Origin of the sequence: Aeromonas veronii, assembly GCA_041319085.1 — a bacterium.
GTDB classification, from domain to species: domain Bacteria; phylum Pseudomonadota; class Gammaproteobacteria; order Enterobacterales; family Aeromonadaceae; genus Aeromonas; species Aeromonas veronii_F.
The window spans coordinates 2,025,143-2,045,117 of the sequence record CP101033.1 but is presented as its reverse complement, the minus strand read 5'-3'; the positions used below and the strand labels follow the sequence as shown (position 1 = coordinate 2,045,117).

Genomic DNA, 19,975 nt, shown 5'->3' with positions numbered 1-19,975 from the left:
AAATGCGTGTACAACTACCTCTTATCACCTCTTTGGCCTCTGCAGTTTTATTTGCATTGTCAGGTGCTGCCTATGCAAATGGGGGTTATAATGGCCACCCTATACTTACACCTTCAGCTAATGCTACGGTCAACACCGAGCAGTTAAGTGGAGGATGCAAAGATAAATGTGGCGGAAATGAAAGCACTAATGTGCGCAATGACAATACCAGTGGTATTAATGGCTCCTTTGGTAATGTCTCTGGTAATGTGGGGGTTAACGTTACTGCCGGTGATAGTAACGTGCAGTCTAATAATGCAGCCTTAGCCGCGCTGGATGCGGAATTTATTACCAGCGGTGATACGGCATCACGTACCATGCCACCTAAAACTGGCCATCCTGCTCCATTAACCTTTGCCTCAGTAAATGCAGTTATTAATTCTGACCAGGCGGCGAAGGGTAATACTACGACTAATAAAGGCAACCAAAATAGCGCAAGCATTAAGGACTCTTTTGGTAATGCCGCTGGTAATATAGGAGTCAACGTAGCATCCGGGACTGGCAATGTCCAAGCAAACAATCTTGCTGCTGCAGTTGCGGATATTACAAGTACACAACTCAATGTTAATGCTACTGCCAACAATAGCCAGACAAGTGCTGGTAACATGGTAACCAGCAAAGGGTTGGTCGAAACCAAAGTTATCGATGAGTATGCTGTAGCACTGGATCTCAAAGCAAAAGGCTCTTATGAAGGAACTGGAAAAGAAACCAGAGGTCATAGCGGCCATGATGGAGATGATAACTACTCAAGATCTGGCAACTATGGTCATAGTGATAAAAAATTCACCTTCGAAGAAGAGGGGGATATTAAGCTTAAAGGCTCTGTCACTGGCATGATACCGGTCGTGAATACTTACGCCAGCCGAGATAACTTCAATAAGGCGACGATTTCTGACGGATCATTTGCGAATGCCACTGGCAATATCGGGGTTAATATGGCTTCAGGTAGTAATAATCTACAAGCCAATAACCTGACATTGTCTGCAGGCTCATCAGGTAACTAAAACGTATTTCTCTAAATTTAAAGGGGGCGGAGCCCCCTTTAATCCTCTATAAATAAACCATCAGAGAAACGTATGTATTGGCTATTCATAATACTTTTCAGTAATCTGGCATATGCCAGTAATATTGATCTTGGATACCATAATAAATATATCGGCGATGTCCATAAGTCAGTGTTAAGTATTATGGACAAGCGTTATATCGGCGTTGTTCGTCAAAATACTGATTTTAGTTGCGGTGCTGCTGCTGTTGCAACCATACTGCGACACGCCTATCAACAGCAGACTGATGAACATCGTGTCATGTCTGGCATGTTAGCGATAGCCAATCCTGCTATCGTTGAACAATATGGTTTTTCCATGCTTGATATGAAGCAATATGTACAAATGCTCGGTATGCGTGCTCGGGGTTATCAGCTTAATGATGCTGAACTACGCCAGGTAAGAGTACCGACTATTGCATTGCTTAATTTACGAGGGTATCAACACTTCGTTGTTTTGAAAGCTATAGACAGTGAAAATCGCGTCTATATTGCAGATCCTGTGCTAGGCAACCGTATCATTGATTTCAATGAGTTCAAAAAAAGTTGGAATGGAATTTTACTAGCTATTATTGGGGAAGGCTACCGTAAAAATAATATTTTAGCCAATCCAGCCCCCCCCCTTTCGCTTCAGCGGAGCGGCGATCTTTTTGCGCCAATTACTGAAACACAACTATTGGAATTTGGCTTTCGCCACAAAGATTTGTTATGAGGTTATTATCATGAGCGCTGCACCAAAACTATCGCTGGGCGGACTTGTACTAATATTGGCAGGAAATAGTATGGCCAACCCACCCACAGGCTTTGTCTATGATTTAAGTGATCAGCAACTATCTTCCCTGCGAGGACGCTTTGTCAGCAATAATGGCGTCACTTTCTTTGGTATTCAATTCGTATCGACCCTTATTAGTGCTCAACAGCAGCAGAGTGCTATGATGAGTATAAATGTTGACACTCGCGCCACACAACCAAACATGGCAATCCGAATTGGCGGCACCCCACAATCAATATCGAGTGACAGTACAATAATGAGTGAGTCCAATAATATTAAAGGTTCTGGTGTGGTGCAGGTACTGCAATTACAAGGAACGGCAAATCAATCCGTCAATCAAACCAGTCTCAGTCAACCGCAAAGCAACCCGATACCAGAAGGCCAGATTGTTGGAACGGGACAATTTCAACAAAGTGGTTCATTAGGTCAAACTTATTACCAAGTAAGCAGCCACTACATCGGCTATCAACTGAAATCTTCTGATGGCAATGTCATTCTTGAGCAAGGACTTCGTGGCAGTGACTTAAGCAAAGGGCTGCTCCAACTCAATAGAGTCAATGGTGAGGGCATTACAAGCATAAATCAAACCAAAATCTGGTTTTCCCGCTAAGCTTTCCTATAATGGGATTTGTCAGGCTACATCGATGACTTTACTCGCACCATAAATACCATTGCGCATAAGGACATGACAATGATTCGCACAGCACTAGGCATTTTTGCTTTTTCCCCGCTGCTGGTATTGGCTACGCCAATCGCAACGCTCGAACAGCAACTCGAGGTGCTGCGACAGCAACTTATCTTGCAAAATCGGGCATTGCACGAATTACAGAATGAACTTGATGCAGCCAAAATTACAGAAGCTACAGCAGCGAATGGTGGCGTTGTGCAACTATCACAGCAACCTTCAGCAGATGATCCAAGTTCACTCCAACGCAGCCCCTCCAGTAGCCGCAGCACCGAAGACTTTCTTCTGGAAAAGCATACTGTGTTTGATCGAAGATGGGTGTTTGATTTTGGTCTCAATTATCAGCATTACGATCGAAAAGATCTTGCACTACGCGGTTTCTTGGCACTTGATGCCATTTTTTTGGGTGTGATTAATGTTGACAGGGTACGTTCCAATCAATGGGTTGCTGATTTAACAACGCGTTACACCTTTAATCAAGACTGGCAACTGGAGCTACAGCTACCTTATGTAATGCGTGAGTCCAACTATCAAAGTACAGGCAAAGAAAATGACTCCAAATCACTGGAGGAAGTTGCAATCAGCAGCAATGCTATTGGGGATATTTCACTTGCCAGTTATTACCATGTGATGAATGAGACAGGAAACTGGCCCGATTTAGTATGGAATCTCAGAGTCAAGGCACCTACCGGTAAAGATCCTTATGGTATTACCTTTGATTACACAGAATCAGGTAATATTCAAAGCCCCTCGGAATTAGCAACGGGTGATGGATTATGGCAAATTTCCACAGGATTTTCCGCTGTCAAGACACTTGATCCAGCGATTTTATTTATGAGCGTCAACTATGGTACAAGCCTGAAAGATGAATTTGACGACATCTCATCAGCGCAAGGTAAGCAGCCAGGCAACGTCAAACTGGGCGACTGGTTTGAATATGGCTTTGGTTTGGCTTTTGCACTCAATGAGCGGTTGAGTCTGTCTTTCAATATTAATCAGCGCCTGACTCAGGAATCCAAGCTGGACCAAACTGATGCACTTGGCCAAACCTCATTTAAAAAAGTGGTGGGCTCTGAAGGAAATGCAGCTACCTTTGGGATGGGCAGCACGTGGGCAATGACAGATGCCCTATCTCTTGGTATCAACTGGTCTGTCGGCTTAACGCAGGATGCTCCGGATTTTAGTATTGGCTTGCGCTTGCCTTATCGCTTTTAATCGGCGCATCTAGCGCCGGCAGTGTATGGCTATTCCGGCTATAGCCAAAGGATGGTCGTGTTATGCAAACCGTAATTCCAGTCGAATGGTGTATTGGAAAAATAAACTGGCTCTGCTTCAAAAAACCGGAACCGAAGGGTTGGTAATCCCCCCCAGAAAAACTGAGGTGCCCATAAGTAGAATTTTCCCGTACTGTGAATGCAGGAGGAAGTTCTACATAAAAAATTCACGGTTTAGCGATGCCCAGATCATTGCCATTCTCAACCAGGCCGAGGCGGGCTCCCCTGTCCCGGCACTTTGCCGCGAGCCCAGCATCAGCTCGGTCACCTTCTACAAGTGGCGCTCTAAATATGGCGGGATGGATGCATCCCTCCCTCCTTTCCTACCGAGAGAACGGTAACAGTGACCAAAAAGTCGGAGATAACAGAATGAGCACGCTCATCACCGGCACACCCAGCACCGGAAAAACTCTCCGCAGTGTGGAGCTCCTAGCCGAACTGCGCGACAGCGATGACCCGAAAAACCGCAGCAGGCTGATTTTTCAACCATTACTGATTGGCCAAGATAGGTGTCGTCGCCAAATGAGACCCACTCCTATGGAGGGATTTACCAGTGGGGTCGTTGATCGTGGTGGACGAATTCCAGCATTTTTGGCCCTCCAGACCGAGCGGGTCGAAATGCCCCGAGAGCGCCGTAGCCCTCAACACCCATCGTCACCGCACTATAGATATAGATTGCATCCTGATGACCCCCCGGTCTGATAGACCAGGACATCCGAGCGTTGGTCGGCCGCCACTTGCACGCGTATTGCCCCCGGGCGCAGGAGCATAGCGTCTGGTATGAGTGGAGTGACTGCGAGGCGGCGTGTCAACCGAAACACAAGCCCATTCATTAAACGCGAAAATTGAACAAAACCATCTTTTTTCTGTATAAAAAACAGTCGAGAATAAACATAAGCGCAAGTCGTGGTATCAGGTCATTAAAAAGCGATCCTTACGTTGGGCGCGATGGGCTTCGGCGTGGCGATGATGAGCACCAGTTTCAGCGGCATGGCTGCCAAAAATGGCTCCGCACCGGACGTGCCCAGCTGGAGGCGGGGCAGGGGAGCGACTACCGCTCTCCCAGCAACCCTCCGGCGCCGTTCCGACTCTGACTCCAGCGGCACCCGCTGGGGCCACGTTGCCGATGCTGGCATACCACTGCTGGCAGAAATACGCGGGAAAAACCCATCGGCTTCTGTCAGGAGGGCACAGACGGGCACTGCATGGTCTCGCTGACCTGGGCCGATGTGCTGCACTGGAGGTAGGAGGGGGGGATATCGTTGTGATGGGTGGTCCGAACGGGCCAGACTCTGCAGATCACCGGCAGGTCGTTATGGGTCGATGCGCGAGAGCAGGGGATCCGGATCGCCAAGCGCTGATGACAACACCCCGGGCGCCCTAGGCCAGACGATGGCCTAGGGCGCTCGCGCACGGCGGGCAGGTTGCGGGCCCAGGAAGCACCATAATTTGGGTCACTGTGACCATAAATAGCTGGCAGCCGATTTCCCGCTCTGGGCAGATGCCGATAAATAGGGTTATCGGCATAATTTGTGAGAATTGACCTTCAACATCTTTGTTTTAACCTTCAAAACCTCTTTTTGACCTTCAACATGTCTCACACCAGGGGAGAGAAAAATGGGCGAAAAATCACCTTTTCGGGTAGCAACGCGTGAGGAACTGCTGGCCCGAGGCTATGTCCTCAGTCTGGCCGAGTTGAACCTGCCAGCATCACCCGAACTAACCGAGATCATCAGCGTCCTACAAACCCAGCGCGGTCCTGTAGCGCTGGCCGTGTGGTTCCAGTCGGCCAATGGCTGGCTGGGCAGTGTCCGGCCTGTGGATGTGGTGCGACGGGTCAGCCCGGGAACAATGTCCGACGTGCTGCATGCCGCACGCCGCGAGGTTGCACCCATAGAACACGGCTAACCGAGCCACCCAACCCGGTGAGCGATGTTTAGGGCTGGCCGATGGCACCAGCGTTCACCGACAGGCCCCGAGCTCGGGCCTCACGTAAACAGCGTCGCCAGAAGTGTCCGCCACTGGGCGCAGCCCATTGCACCTGGTAACGACCGGACAGCCAGCAAATCGCTTCCTGCGGCAAATGAGCCAAATCCTGTTGATGGGTGTACCAGAACGCTCGCCAGTCGTGGATAACCGCCACCCGGTCGACCACCTGCCAGCGGCAGACCCACAGCGGAACGTCGCCACTCATCAACACCAGTGCACTGGCCAGCGGGAACACATCGAACCACAGCAACTGGTGGTCATCAGGTACAGTGATATCCATTCGCCGAAACCGATGGCGCCGCAGTTGTGCCAACAGGTCGACACCGGCGGTTAACGCATCCAGCGAGAGTCGATCCTGTGGGCGACGGCTTTGTTTCATCGAAAAAACCTCAAAGCGTAGAAACCCATTACTGCGCATAATGTATATTATGTTAAATATGATGCAGAAATAAATTACTTCACGACCCCAAATCGCTGGGTCAGCTGGCGTTGACGCGGCGACAGCCCCACCTCGATATTTTGTTCGACATTATCCACTACTTGACCTATTGCGAGCACAAGCCCAAACAGGGTCAGCGCATTGAGGTAGAAGCCAACAGCAGCATGACTGTGAAGGTCGCTATGAGGGAGACAGACACCGCCAGATGCGGATGATGGCGGTGCGCCAGGTCTGCAGGAACAGGATATCCGCCAGATCGCCTCGAGCATGGTGTGCACCACCGAGTCGATGGAGTCGTGTACGAACGGGGTCGGATCGTAGGCAATACGATCTTCAAGCCCTTGGGGCATGGTCTTCGCTACCAGACTTAACGATAATGACACCAAATTCCTCCACGCTCTGCAGCCTGCTCCGACCATTGACGGAGATCTACAGATCAGTGCCCGGCCACGCCGGCGAGCTGCCTCACCCTGCTGCTGCCAGAAAGTGATGTTCACACTGCGCCACCACATCGCTGACCGTGAGGCAACAAGCGGCCACCTTATGGGTCAAGCCAGATCTGCATGGCATATTCCCCCCCGAAGATGGCCACGTCCCCTACCCCTGAATCAGGGCTAAGCGGCCACGGACGTTGAGCCATGCATCATTATACCTACCATCTCTGGAATATCGGGCAAGAGTGTGTCTTTCTGTCCATTGCGACCCGGCTTCATGGCGAGATACGTTGTGACCTTGGCAGCGCAATCGGCAAAATAGTGTAACGTGCTCTTGCATCCACGGCGCTGGCGCAGGGGTAACTGGGGAAAGAGGGACAACCGGTGTTGAAAGACTGGGGCATCCATGATGGTCGACCTCAAGGTGATGGCCTACTTCACGCTTAGCCTTTCAATACGGAATTGGGACATAACCAAAAAAAGCCCCTCGAAAAGAGGGGCTGAATTGAATATTCAATCTATCTGATCACACCTCGCGGCTAGTCAGGGCGGCGCTTTCCAGCAGGGTTTCATCTTCGGCCATGCAAGCCGCGGCAGTGAACAGCACGTCGGTGGAGCTGTTAAGGGCTGTCTCGGCAGAATCTTGCAGCACGCCGATGATAAAGCCGACGGCTACCACCTGCATGGCGATATCGTTGCTGATGCCAAACAAGCTGCACGCCAGAGGGATCAGCAGCAAAGAGCCACCGGCTACACCGGACGCACCGCAGGCACTGACAGTCGCCACTAAAGAGAGCAGCACGGCTGTTGCCATATCCACTTCCATCCCCAGCGTGTGTACCGCCGCCATGGAGAGCACGGTAATGGTGATGGCAGCACCGGCCATGTTGATGGTGGCTCCCAGCGGGATGGATACCGCATAGGTGTCTTTCGGCAAGCGCAGCTTCTCGGCCAGCGCCATGTTGACCGGGATGTTGGCGGCAGAGCTGCGGGTAAAGAAGGCGGTCACGCCGCTCTCTTTAATGCAGGTCAGTACCAGCGGATAGGGGTTGCGCTTGATCTTCCAGAACACGATCAGCGGGTTGACCACGAAGGCGATAAACAGCATGCAGCCGATCAGCACCATCAGCAGTTGGGCATAGCCAAACAGGGCGTCGAAGCCGGTCTCGGCCAGGGTCGAGGCAACCAAACCCAGAATACCGAGCGGGGCGCAGCGGATCACCGCTTTGACTATGGTGGAGACACCGTGTGACAGATCGGTGATCAGCGCCTTGGTGCTCTCGTTGGCATGACGCATGGCAATACCCAGACCAATGGCCCATGCCAGGATCCCGATATAGTTGGCATCCATCAGCGCCTTGACCGGGTTGGTCACCACGTTGAACAACAGCGTCTGCAGTACCTCGGAGATCCCGCCAGGCGGGGTGATCTCGGCTGAATTGGCGACCAGATGGAGGTCGGAGGGGAACAGGAAGCTGGCAATCACCGCGACCACGGCCGCAGAGAAGGTGCCAAACAGATAGAGCAGCAGGATCGGCCGCATACTGGTCTTCTGGCCCTGCTTGTGACCAATGATGGCCGCCATGACCAGTACGAATACCAGCAGCGGTGCTACCGCTTTCAGTGCGCCAACGAACAGGCTGCCGAGCAAGCCTACCGTTTTCGCCCACTCGGGCGCAAACAATGCCAGCAAGATCCCGAATACCAGACCAACCAGGATCTGACTGACGAGACTGGTGCTATTGACCAGCCGAAGGAGGGGGTGTTGTTGTGTCATCAAAAAGTCCCTAGGCACCGTAGTGCATGAATTATGAGTCCTGTCTGTAATCATTCATCGGGGAAGACCCTTGTCGCCCGAATGTGGTCACTGTGGCAGGCCTTCTGTCGGGCCGATCCGCCAGTTACCGGAATGCATGACGGAATATCCCATTCGCCATCTTTTTTTTCCAGAGATTCACCAAAAAATATCCCATTTACATCACGAAAGACCACAACAAAACCTTAACGGTAGCGTAACCGTCCATTTCTGTACGTTTTATCAACACTCTCTACCCTCACCTGCCTGTGCCATTCGTGCCCGGCGTCACTGTGCTATCATCCCCCATTTGCCGCGGAGCCTTGCCATGATCCCATCCCTGCTCAACCAATATTTTGGTTTCTCCACACTCAGGCCAGGCCAGGAGGCGGTGATCAGCCGGGTGCTGGCTGGCCAGAGTGCCGCCGCCATCTTTCCCACCGGCTCCGGCAAGTCCCTCTGCTATCAGCTGCCCGCCCTCGCCCTGCCCCATCTGACCCTGGTGATCTCGCCGCTGCTGGCGCTGATGCACGATCAGCTCGCCTTCCTCAAAAGCAAGGGAATAAGCGCCGCCACCCTCGACTCGAGCCAAAGTCCGGAAGAGAGCCGCAGAGTGATGCAGCAAGCGCTGGATGGACAACTCAAGATCCTGATGATTTCGGTGGAGCGGCTCAAGAACGAGCGTTTTCGCCGCTTTATCGAACAAGTGCCGCTCTCGCTGCTGGTCGTCGATGAGGCGCACTGCATCTCGGAGTGGGGCCACAACTTTCGCCCCGACTACCTCAAGCTGCCGAGCTACCGCCATGACCTGAAGATCCCGCAGGTGTTGCTGCTGACCGCCACCGCCACACCGGCGGTTATTCAGGATATGCAGACCAAATTCGGCATCGAGCCTGAAGGAGTTGTAGTCACCGGTTTCTACCGTTCCAATCTTGATCTGGCGGTCATCCCCCTGGCGCCTGACGCGCGGGACGGCTGGCTCGCACGAACGCTGACGCAAGAACCGACTGCCCCCACCATCGTCTACGTCACCTTGCAGCACACCGCCGAAGCCTGCGCCGAGCAGCTCATTAGGCAAGGGATCAACGCCCGTGCCTACCATGCCGGACTCGACTCGGCGCTGCGCAGCCAGATCCAGCACGACTTCATGGCGGGCAAGGTGGATTGCATCGTCGCCACCATCGCCTTTGGCATGGGCATCGACAAAGCGGATATCCGGCGGGTCATTCACTACGATCTACCCAAATCCATCGAGAACTACAGCCAGGAGATTGGCCGCGCCGGACGGGATGGCCAGCCATCACGCTGTATCGTGCTGGCCAACCAGAGCCAGCTGCCAGTGCTGGAGAACTTCGTCTACGGCGATACCCCGGATTTGAGTGCCATCCTCCAGCTGCTCGCCATCATCGGGCAGAGCGGGAATGAGTGGGAATTCACCCTGCTGCGCCTCTCCAACGACACCAATATCCGTCAGTTGCCCCTTAAAACCCTGCTGGTCTATCTGGAGATGGCGGGCATCATCACCCCGGCCTACAGCTACTACGCTGACTACCGCTTCAAGTTTGTGCTGGATAAAGGCGAGATAGTGAGTCGCTTCAATCCGGATCGTCGCCAGTTTCTGGAGCAACTGTTCGCCTGCGCCCCGCAAGCGCGCAGCTGGTGCACCATGGACTTTGACGCCCTCTGGCAGGGCTATCAGGGGGAGCGACAGCGGGCGGTTGCGGCGCTTGACTACCTGCAGCAGCAGGGCTGGATTGAGCTTGAAAGCAAGCAGATGACCGAGGTCTACCGGATCACCCGTCAGGGATGGGACAACGAGCAGGAGGCAAACGCCCTGCACGCCCTGTTCCTGCAAAAAGAGCAGAGCGAGCTGGCCAGACTGCAAGCCATGCTCGACTTTTTCACCTCGGATGAGTGCCTGAGTCACCGCCTCGCCCGCTATTTCGCCGATGAGGCAGCGCCGATTCATTGCGGCCACTGCTCGGTTTGCCGCGGCGAGGTGGCGCATCTCCCGCCCCTGCCCTCACTGACCATGCCAAACGAGGCGGGGATCCGTGCCTGGTGCGATCCGCTGATTGCCAAGACTGGTTCAGTGGATGCTCGTGTCCTGGCCCGTTTCCTGTGCGGTATCGCCACGCCGCTGACCAGCCGGGTCAAGGCCAAATCACTGGCGGGCGCAGGCCAACTGGCCGCACACCCGTTTGCCCGCGTCCTGACAGCTGTGCAACAAGCCTACCCTTGATCGGTGATCGCTATGATCGGGTGATCATGCGCGGCCTCTAAATCCATCCGCAGCGATACGCATCTGCGGATGCTGAAAAAAGAAGACCCTCGCGGTTGCGAGGGTCAAGCCAACGGAAACGTGCTTAAACAGAGCTTGGTGAGGTAACAGTCAACTCTCTTGCTAAAGCGTCATGCTGCTCACACATCGCCAATCTAGGGCACTCAAAATGTAGCGTCAATGTAAAAATTAGAGCTTTGACTCCAAGTGGGTGTATTTATGTTGACGTTCACGTAATGATATTTTCATCCACAACCCCGCCAACCCGCAGCCCCATTGCCTTTCGTCAAACCCCTTAATCTTTTTGCAATAAGTTCCCCGTTTCCCATAAACATTTATTTTTTATGTCTTTGACATTTACCTCACTATCGTGGCAAAAATAATTTAACAGTCAGTAACATAGCGGTGTTGTTGACTGACCCTCCCCCGCACAAGGATCGGGCAGGATTCTTCAGAATTTAACCAATCAACCGTAATGGATTACTGGAGTCTGTTGACTAGGCTTTAACAGCGCACAACACAAAAGCAGTTATCCACTTTTTTCAGGGTAAGCGACTATAACGAGGGCAAAGTTATGGGCATATTCGAGCATTACCAACAGCGATATGAAAAAGCGAGAGAAGAGGAATATACCATCCAGGAGTTCCTGGATATGTGTAAGCAGGACAAAGCTTGCTACGCCTCCGCCGCCGAACGTCTGCTGACCGCCATCGGTGAGCCGGAGATGGTAGACACTTCAACCAACCCCAGACTGAGCCGACTCTTCTCAAACCGTGTCGTGGCACGCTATCCCGCCTTCAAGGATTTCTACGGGATGGAAGAGGCCATCGAACAGATCGTCTCCTACCTCAAACACTCCGCCCAAGGGCTGGAGGAGAAGAAACAGATCCTCTATCTGCTTGGCCCCGTTGGCGGTGGTAAATCCTCCCTGGCAGAGAAACTCAAATCCCTGATGCAGAAGGTGCCCATCTATCGCATCAAGGGCTCACCGGTCAACGACCACCCCTTCTGTCTGTTTGACATCGAAGAGGATGGCGAGATCCTGGAAAAAGAGTACGGCATCCCGCGCCGCTACCTGCGTCCCATTATGTCGCCTTGGGCCGCCAAACGACTGCACGAGTTTGGTGGTGACATCAGCAAGTTCAAGGTAGAGAAGGTCAACCCTTCCATCCTCGACCAGATTGCCATCGCCAAAACTGAACCCGGTGATGACAACAACCAGGACATCTCCTCACTGGTCGGCAAGGTTGATATCCGCATGCTGGAGCATTTCGCCCAGGATGACGCCGATGCTTATTCCTACTCAGGTGCGCTTTGCAAGGCGAACCAGGGGGTGATGGAATTTGTTGAGATGTTCAAAGCGCCCATCAAGGTGCTGCACCCGCTACTGACGGCGACCCAAGAGGGTAACTACAACGGCACCGAGGGGCTCTCAGCCCTCCCCTTTGACGGCATTCTGCTGGCTCACTCCAACGAATCCGAGTGGCAGCAGTTCCGCAACAACAAGAACAACGAAGCTTTCCTCGACCGGGTCTACATCGTCAAGGTGCCTTACTGCTTGCGCGTCTCGGAAGAGGTGAAGATCTACGAGAAGCTGCTGATCAACAGCGAATTGACTGAGGCCAAGTGTGCCCCGGGCACCCTCGAGCTGCTGGGTCAGTTCTCGGTGTTGTCACGGCTGAAAGAGCCGGAAAACTCCAGCATCTACTCCAAGATGCGGGTCTATGATGGCGAAAGCCTCAAAGACACAGATCCCAAGGCGAAGAGCTATCAGGAGTATCGTGACTACGCAGGTGTGGATGAGGGGATGAATGGTCTCTCTACCCGCTTTGCGTTCAAGATCCTCTCCCGCGTCTTCAACTTCGACCACGCGGAAGTGGCCGCCAACCCGGTGCACCTCTTCTATGTGCTGGAGCAGCAAATCGAGCGCGAACAGTTCCCGCAAGAGCTGCACGATCGCTACCTTGAGTTCATCAAGGGCTATCTGACCCCGCGCTATGTGGAGTTTATCGGCAAGGAGATCCAGACCGCCTATCTCGAGTCTTACTCCGAGTACGGTCAGAACATCTTCGATCGCTACGTCACCTACGCCGACTTCTGGATCCAGGATCAGGAGTACCGTGACCCTGAAACCGGCCAGCTGTTTGACAGAGCGTCCCTCAACAGCGAGCTGGAGAAAATTGAAAAACCCGCCGGGATCAGCAACCCGAAAGATTTCCGCAACGAAATCGTCAACTTCGTGCTGCGGGCCCGGGCCAACAATGCAGGCCGTAACCCCAACTGGACCAGTTACGAGAAGCTGCGCACCGTGATCGAGAAGAAGATGTTCTCCAATACGGAAGAGCTGCTGCCGGTTATCTCCTTCAACAGCAAAACCTCGGCCGAGGAGCAGAAGAAGCACGATAACTTTGTCGAACGGATGATGGAGAAAGGCTACACCCGCAAACAGGTGCGGCTGCTCTCCGAATGGTATCTCAGGGTACGCAAGTCATCCTGACCCTGACTGTTCAAGGGGGAGTTATGGCGCATTTTATCGACCGCAGGCTCAACGGCAAAAACAAAAGCGCTGTCAATCGGCAGCGCTTCATCCGCCGCTACAAGAAGCAGATAAAACAAGCGGTATCGGATGCTGTCTCCAAACGCAGCATTCAGGACGTAGACAAGGGCGAGAGCATCAGCATCCCCACCAAGGATATCGGCGAGCCCCATTTTCATCAGGGGCACGGCGGTAAGCGGGAGATGGTGCATCCCGGCAATGATCAGTTCGTCTCCGGCGACAAGATTGACCGCCCCAAAGGAGGGGCCGGAGGACAGGGTTCCGGGGAAGGACAGGCATCCAATCAGGGTGAAGGGGCCGATGATTTCGTGTTCCAGATCTCCAAGGATGAGTACCTGGATCTGCTGTTTGAAGATCTGGAACTGCCGCGGCTGCAGAAAACCCAGCTCAACCAGCTGATGGAAGTCAAAACCTACCGTGCGGGCTACACCTCAAACGGGGTGCCCGCCAACATCAACGTGGTGCGCTCGCTGCAAAATTCGCTGGCGCGGCGTATGGCGCTGCAAGCGGGCAAAAAACGCCAACTGCATGAACTGGAAGATCGGCTTGCCCTGCTGGCCACCGATCCCAACGAGCACTTTGCCGAAATCGCCCTGCTCGAGAAGGAGATCAGGGAGCTGAAACGACGGATCGATGCGGTGCCCTTTATCGACACCTTCGATCTCAAGTTCAACAACTTCGTCAAACGGCCCGTCCCCTCCAGCCAGGCGGTGATGTTCTGCCTGATGGACGTCTCGGGCTCCATGGATCAGGCCACCAAGGAGATGGCCAAGCGTTTCTATATCCTGCTCTATCTGTTCCTGAGCCGGACTTACAAGAACGTAGAAGTGGTCTATATCCGCCACCATACCCAGGCCAAAGAGGTGGATGAACACGAGTTCTTCTACTCCCAGGAGACCGGCGGCACCATCGTCTCCAGCGCCCTCAAGATGATGAACGACATCATCAACGAGCGTTACCCGGCCAACCAGTGGAACATCTATGCGGCGCAGGCATCGGACGGTGACAACTGGGCCGATGACTCACCGCAGTGCAGGGAGATCCTGGCGCGAGATATCATGCCAAGGGTGCGGTACTACTCCTACATCGAGATCACCACCCGTGCCCACCAGACCCTGTGGCACGAATATGAGTCGGTAGCCAGCCAGTTCCCCCACTTTGCGATGGAGCACATTCGCAAGGTCGAGGATATCTATCCGGTGTTCCGCGAGCTATTCAAGAAACAAGCGGCGTGAGGAGGTCACATGATCGAAACTGAAAAACGTGTAGCGCCACTGGATGACGGACCAGACTGGAACTTCGATCTACTGGAAACCTATCATCAGGAGATCGCCCGGGTCGCCCGTTTCTACAAGCTGGACTCCTACCCCAACCAGATCGAAGTGATCACCGCCGAGCAGATGATGGATGCCTACTCCAGCGTTGGCATGCCGATCGGCTACCAGCACTGGTCATTCGGCAAGCGCTTTATCCATACCGAGCGCAACTACAAGCGCGGCCAGATGGGGCTGGCCTACGAGATCGTCATCAACTCCGACCCTTGCATCGCCTACCTGATGGAGGAGAACACCATGCCGATGCAGGCACTGGTGATGGCACACGCCTGCTACGGTCACAACTCCTTCTTCAAGAACAACTACCTGTTCAAGGCGTGGACCGATGCATCATCCATTATCGACTACCTGCTGTTTGCCAAAAAATACATCACCGAGTGTGAAGAAAAACACGGTATTGACGCAGTAGAGAGATTACTGGACTCCTGTCATGCCTTGATGAACTACGGGGTGGATCGTTACAAGCGGCCGCAGAAGATCTCGATGGCCGAGGAGAAGCGGCGCCAGAAGGCGCGGGAAGATTATCTACAGACTCAGGTCAACGAGTTGTGGCGCACCCTCCCCAAACAGCATAAAGCCGCTGGCGTGGAGGACAGGCGCTACCCCGCCGAGCCCCAGGAGAACATTCTCTACTTCATCGAGAAGAATGCCCCCTTGCTGGAACCCTGGCAGCGCGAGATAGTGCGCATCGTGCGCAAGATCAGCCAGTATTTCTATCCGCAAAAGCAGACCCAGGTGATGAACGAGGGGTGGGCCACTTTCTGGCACTACACCATCCTCAATCACCTCTATGACGAGGGCAAGCTGAGCGATCGCTTCATGATGGAGGTGCTGCACAGCCACACCAACGTGGTCTATCAACCGGCCTACAACAGTCGCTACTACTCGGGGATCAATCCCTATGCGCTGGGGTTTGCCATGTTTACCGACCTGCGCCGCATCTGCGAGAACCCGACCGAGGAGGACAGACAGTGGTTCCCCGATTACGCTGGCAGCAACTGGGTGGAAACGTTGCATTTTGCCATGCAGAACTTCAAGGATGAGAGCTTTATCAGCCAGTTCTTAAGCCCGAAGGTGATGCGGGATATGAAGCTGTTCGCCATCGATGACGACGATCTGAAGAACTATCTGAAGGTCTCTGCCATCCACAATGACGAGGGGTACCGTCAGGTGCGCAACACCCTGTCGGCCCAGTACAACCTCAGCAATCTGGAACCCAATATTCAGGTCTACAACGTGGCCGTGAAGGGGGACCGCTCCCTCACCCTGCGCTATGTGCCCCACAACCGCATCCCCCTTGGCGACTCTCGCCACGAGGTGCTCAAGCACCTCCATCAACTGTGGGGATTCGATGTGGTGCTGGAGCAGGATAACGGCGATCTGCCGGCAGATATCATCGGCCGCTGCCCGGAGCGAAAACCGGGGATCTGACGCGTAACCTATCTTTCGACGGCCCACGTCGGTGGGCCGTGTTTATGGCTCTATCCCAATGACCTGTTGAAAAGCTAAGCGTGAAGTAGGCTATCACCTTGCTGGTCTACTATCATGGATACCTCAACTTTTCGACACCGGTTGCCCCTCTTTTCCCAGTTAACGCTGCGCCAACGTTGTGTTGCACCGTGTGAGCTCACGACCCATGCAGGCCATGACCTCGTGCAATACCCAGTTACCGGCATGCAGCGGCTACCCTCATGAAGGAGTCGTTTATGCATTGTATATGCACTTTTGTTAAAAAATTCTCGGGGTAAATAGCCGTCAAAATGGTTTTAAATGCAAATAAAGTGAATTATCTGAGCTGTTTATCCCGAGAAATAGCAGGCCTGTGCAATCAGGCCACCTGTTTAAGCACCTTCTCTTTGCGCTTGGCAGTTGGAACCTCTTCCTCTTTCGCGCCAGCCTGAACCTTGCCGCCGCGCAGCAGGGTTTGCAGCACATCACGTTGCTCTGCCAGGTAGAATGCCAGACTCTCTTGCTGCTCTGGTGCCAGCTCGATCGGGGCGCCGGTTAACAGGGTCATCAACTCGTCGGCCGTATCCAGCAGTTTGTCATAGGCATCGGCCTCTTTCTTGCTGGCAAAGGTCATCTTTTCCACTCCCCCACGAACAACCACATATTTGATCTCGACAGCCATGATGGCCTCCTCTTGGTGATGATGGATAAAGTGTATGTATGGATATACAGTATTGCAAATAACCTTACCAGAAAAGAGTTCGCCGGGGTTTAGCGACAAAAGAGGCGCTGGATCAAGCTGTCTCAAAGTGCCATTTGACTTCCACACCTGACTGGTCGGATCATAGCCTTATGACGATCGTACGACACCTGTTTATCCTGCTGATGGTGGAGGTGCTGCTCCTCGGGAGCATCGCCCACTTGGTCGTGGGGCTCCCCTGGTTGCTGACCCTGCTGTTTGTAGTGTTTGCCCTGCTTGGGTTGCGTTGTCTGGTGGTGCTCGGTAGCTGGCTGTTTACCCGCTTCTACCCCTCCCCGGCTATCGGTCCCTGGCGCAGGGTGAAGATGATGGCGCAGGAGATGCTGGCCTATCTCTACACCTTTACTTGGCTGCTTCCGTTCGAGCCTTTACTGATGACACCCGATCGGCTGTGTCCATGCCAGCGCCCCATATTGCTGGTGCATGGTTACGGTTGCAGTCGCGGGATTTGGCGCCTTCAGCGTGCCCGGCTGGAGGCCGCAGGCCATGTGGTCGCCACTATTACCCTGATGCCACCATTTGGTCATATCGATGAGATGGTGCCGCTGCTGGCCACCCGGATTGACGATGTGCTGGCGCAGACCGGGGCTGATAAGCTGGTGCTGGTCGGTCACAGCATGGGCGGACTGGTCTGCCGCGATTATCTGGCTCTCCATGGTGGTGACAAGGTCGCGCGCCTGATCACGCTGGCAACGCCCCATCAGGGCAGTCAGCTGGCCGCCCTTGGGCTTGGGGCCAATGCCCGCGAGATGGAGCCAGGCTCCGGCTGGTTGCAGCGTTTCGCTTCGGTGCCGCTTTGCGTACCCGGCATCTCGGTGCGTACCAGTCACGACAACGTAGTGATGCCGCAGGAACGGCAACGATTGGCGGGAATGGAAGATATCGAGTTGCCCGCCATCGGGCATCTTTCTCTGCTCTATTCCCGCCGTACGACTGATCTGCTGCTTGAGTTGTTGTCCCGAGTCTGACCCTCCTTAATCGTTTTTCAACTGCTATTCCAAATAAAACAGGGGCCTGATTGCTCAGGCCCCTGTTGATCTCTTTATCGCATCACTCAGTTAGAAGTGGATACCCTTGATCAGGGTGGAGACGGCAACCTGATCGGCGGTGGCCTTGGACTTGTCGCCATCCTTGGGATCGGCAAAAGTGCGGAAGCTGGTGTTCATGATCACCTGGGCGACGCGCGGAGCCAGAGCGTGAACCACCTGACCGAACACCCCGAGGCGAGTCGCCAGTCGCACATGCTTGTTGATGATGGTATCGCACACCAGATCGGCCGCCTCTTCCGGCGTCATCATCGGTACCTGCTCATAGACCTTGGTCGGTGCGACCATCGGCGTTTTCACCAGCGGCATATTGATAATGGAGAAGCTGACCCCCTTGTCGGCAAACTCGGAGGCGGCAGTACGCACCCAGGCATCAAGAGCCGACTTGGAGGCAACATAGGCGGAGAAGCGTGGCGCATTGGTCAACACCCCGATGGAGGAGATGTTGATGATGTGCCCTTTTTTCTTCTCGATCATGGTGGGCAGCACTCCCATGATCACCTTGAGTGCGCCAAAGTAGTTGAGCTGCATGGTGCGCTCCAGATCGTGGAAGCGATCGAAGGAGTCCTCGATGGAGCGGCGGATGGAGCGGCCGGCATTATTGACCAGAATATCGACGCCACCGTGATCGGCCACGATGCGAGCGGTGATCTCTTCGGCTTGCACCAGATTGGAGAGATCCCCCTGATAGATCTCGATGGTCAGTCCCAGCTCGGCAAACTCAGCTTTAGTCTCGGCAATCTTCTGCTCGTCGCGAGCGATGGTAACGACGTTGGCCCCCGCCCCCGCCAGCTTGCGTGCGGTTGCTCGGCCAATGCCGGAGGTGGCCCCGGTCACCAGCACCACCTTGCCCTCGACCCGACCACGCAGGGAGCGATCGATAAAGAGCTCCGGGTCGAGGTGGCGCTCCCAGTAATCCCACAGCCGCCAGGCGTAGCTGTGCAGCGGCGGTACTTCGATACCGGTCCCTTTCAGTACCCGCTGGGTTTCGCGACTGTCGAAACGGGTGGGGTAGCTGATAAGCCGGAACACATCCTTGGGCAGACCCAGATCAGCGATGGCGGCATCGCGGATGCGGCGCACCGGCGCCATGGTCATCAGCATGGCGGTCAGGTGGCGTGGAATGAAGTTAAAAAGAGAGGCGTTGATGCGGATCGCAGGCTCCGGCGCATGGGCGGCGCGGGAGAAGGTGCTCAGCATATCGCCAACCCGCATCGGGTTGGGGTCGGTCAGGTGGAAGGTCTTGCTCTCCTCCCCCTCCTGATGGGCGATATGCACCATGGCATCGACCACGAAGTTGACCGGCACGATATTGATGCGCCCGCCCTCAATCCCGATGGCGGGCATCCAGGGCGGCAGCAGACGGCGCAGCTTCTGGATGGTCTTGAAGAAGTAGTAAGGGCCGTCGATCTTGTCCATCTCGCCGGTGTTGGAGTCACCGACAACGATGCCCGGGCGGTAGACGCGCCACGGAATGGTGCACTCGCTCCGCACAATCCCTTCCGCTTCGTGCTTGGTCTGGAAGTAAGGCATGTCGAGGTGTTCGGCCTCATCGAACATGTCTTCGCGAAACAGACCGTCAAACAGGCCCGCTGCAGCGATGGAACTGCAGTGGTGGAACTGCTGTGCACCCAGCCGCTCGGCAAGTTGCACCGCCTGACGGGTCCCATCAGTGTTGACCTGCTGCTGGATCCCGGCCTTGGCGTTGAGGTCATAGATGGCCGCGAGATGGAAAAAATGATCGATCCGGCCGAGGAGTTGTTCCTGCTCGGCTGCCGATACCCCCAGCAGTGGCAGCGTCATGTCGCCAATGACCGGAACGGCTCTTTGCTCATCCACATTCCAGAATGCAAATAGATCCGGCAATTTATCCTGATGAGAGGAGCGCATCAAAAAATAGACCCGATTCTCTGGCGCACGTTCCAGCAATTTCTTGATCAATCTGCGCCCGATAAAACCACTGCCGCCTGTGATGAAATAGTTCATGTCATTGTTCCGCTACTGATTTGGCTGTTACTTACGGTTAGATATATCACGCTTCATGTTGAAATCTGCAATTCGATTGCCGGTTCGTGAGCC

General features: G+C 54.2%; 15 protein-coding genes and 1 pseudogene. 11 read left to right on the top strand and 5 right to left on the bottom strand.

The features are described 5' to 3' along the window. Window positions 1–2: 2 nt before the first annotated feature. From NMD14_09700 to NMD14_09675, 6 genes and pseudogenes are all read left to right on the top strand, one after another. Window positions 3–1,043: a hypothetical protein gene (locus tag NMD14_09700; protein XEI34627.1), complete on the top strand. Its 1,041-nt coding sequence runs from the start codon at window positions 3–5 to the stop codon at window positions 1,041–1,043. A gap of 183 nt (window positions 1,044–1,226) precedes the next feature. After that, entirely contained in the window at window positions 1,227–1,793 is a 567-nt protein-coding gene (locus tag NMD14_09695) for a C39 family peptidase (protein ID XEI34626.1), read from the top strand. Window positions 1,794–1,803: 10 nt separating this feature from the next. Beyond that, complete coding sequence (locus tag NMD14_09690) at window positions 1,804–2,463, top strand: hypothetical protein (GenBank protein ID XEI34625.1); 660 nt, start codon at window positions 1,804–1,806, stop codon at window positions 2,461–2,463. Window positions 2,464–2,544: 81 nt separating this feature from the next. Then, window positions 2,545–3,753 carry a transporter gene (locus NMD14_09685; protein XEI34624.1) on the top strand — a complete coding sequence of 403 codons (1,209 nt, stop codon included), beginning with the start codon at window positions 2,545–2,547 and terminating at the stop codon, window positions 3,751–3,753. Between the two features lie 217 nt (window positions 3,754–3,970). After that, window positions 3,971–4,126, top strand: a pseudogene (locus NMD14_09680) (transposase). Window positions 4,127–5,429: 1,303 nt separating this feature from the next. Beyond that, window positions 5,430–5,720: a hypothetical protein gene (locus NMD14_09675; GenBank protein ID XEI34623.1), complete on the top strand. Its 291-nt coding sequence runs from the start codon at window positions 5,430–5,432 to the stop codon at window positions 5,718–5,720. A gap of 28 nt (window positions 5,721–5,748) precedes the next feature. Here the strand turns inward: NMD14_09675 and NMD14_09670 are convergent, their stop codons facing one another. The 3 genes from NMD14_09670 to sstT all read right to left on the bottom strand — a co-directional run bounded on the left by NMD14_09670 (window position 5,749) and on the right by sstT (window position 8,451). Continuing rightward, window positions 5,749–6,180, bottom strand: coding sequence for a hypothetical protein (locus tag NMD14_09670; GenBank protein XEI34622.1), 432 nt, complete (start codon window positions 6,178–6,180; stop codon window positions 5,749–5,751). A gap of 74 nt (window positions 6,181–6,254) precedes the next feature. Next, window positions 6,255–6,623 (bottom strand): efflux RND transporter permease subunit, encoded by a 369-nt coding sequence (locus NMD14_09665; protein ID XEI34621.1) that lies wholly within the window; start codon window positions 6,621–6,623, stop codon window positions 6,255–6,257. Between the two features lie 577 nt (window positions 6,624–7,200). Then, on the bottom strand, window positions 7,201–8,451 hold the full coding sequence (gene sstT, locus NMD14_09660) for a serine/threonine transporter SstT (GenBank protein XEI34620.1): 1,251 nt from the start codon (window positions 8,449–8,451) through the stop codon (window positions 7,201–7,203). A gap of 346 nt (window positions 8,452–8,797) precedes the next feature. Here sstT and NMD14_09655 point away from each other — a divergent pair, with 346 nt between their 5' ends. The 4 genes from NMD14_09655 to NMD14_09640 all read left to right on the top strand — a co-directional run bounded on the left by NMD14_09655 (window position 8,798) and on the right by NMD14_09640 (window position 16,072). After that, complete coding sequence (locus NMD14_09655; GenBank protein ID XEI34619.1) at window positions 8,798–10,711, top strand: RecQ family ATP-dependent DNA helicase; 1,914 nt, start codon at window positions 8,798–8,800, stop codon at window positions 10,709–10,711. 613 nt (window positions 10,712–11,324) lie between these two features. After that, window positions 11,325–13,247, top strand: a complete 1,923-nt coding sequence (locus NMD14_09650; GenBank protein XEI34618.1) for a PrkA family serine protein kinase — start codon at window positions 11,325–11,327, stop codon at window positions 13,245–13,247. A gap of 23 nt (window positions 13,248–13,270) precedes the next feature. Further along, window positions 13,271–14,542 (top strand): YeaH/YhbH family protein, encoded by a 1,272-nt coding sequence (locus NMD14_09645; protein XEI34617.1) that lies wholly within the window; start codon window positions 13,271–13,273, stop codon window positions 14,540–14,542. A gap of 9 nt (window positions 14,543–14,551) precedes the next feature. Next, window positions 14,552–16,072, top strand: coding sequence for a SpoVR family protein (locus tag NMD14_09640; protein XEI34616.1), 1,521 nt, complete (start codon window positions 14,552–14,554; stop codon window positions 16,070–16,072). A 397-nt stretch (window positions 16,073–16,469) separates the two neighbouring features. Here NMD14_09640 and NMD14_09635 read toward each other — a convergent pair whose 3' ends face one another. After that, the gene (locus tag NMD14_09635) at window positions 16,470–16,772 is read right to left on the bottom strand and encodes a YebG family protein (GenBank protein XEI34615.1); all 303 of its coding nucleotides are present in this window, start codon (window positions 16,770–16,772) and stop codon (window positions 16,470–16,472) included. 170 nt (window positions 16,773–16,942) lie between these two features. Here NMD14_09635 and NMD14_09630 point away from each other — a divergent pair, with 170 nt between their 5' ends. After that, the gene (locus NMD14_09630) at window positions 16,943–17,818 is read left to right on the top strand and encodes an alpha/beta fold hydrolase (protein XEI34614.1); all 876 of its coding nucleotides are present in this window, start codon (window positions 16,943–16,945) and stop codon (window positions 17,816–17,818) included. 90 nt (window positions 17,819–17,908) lie between these two features. Here the strand turns inward: NMD14_09630 and NMD14_09625 are convergent, their stop codons facing one another. Further along, complete coding sequence (locus NMD14_09625) at window positions 17,909–19,882, bottom strand: SDR family oxidoreductase (GenBank protein XEI34613.1); 1,974 nt, start codon at window positions 19,880–19,882, stop codon at window positions 17,909–17,911. Window positions 19,883–19,975 lie beyond the last annotated feature (93 nt).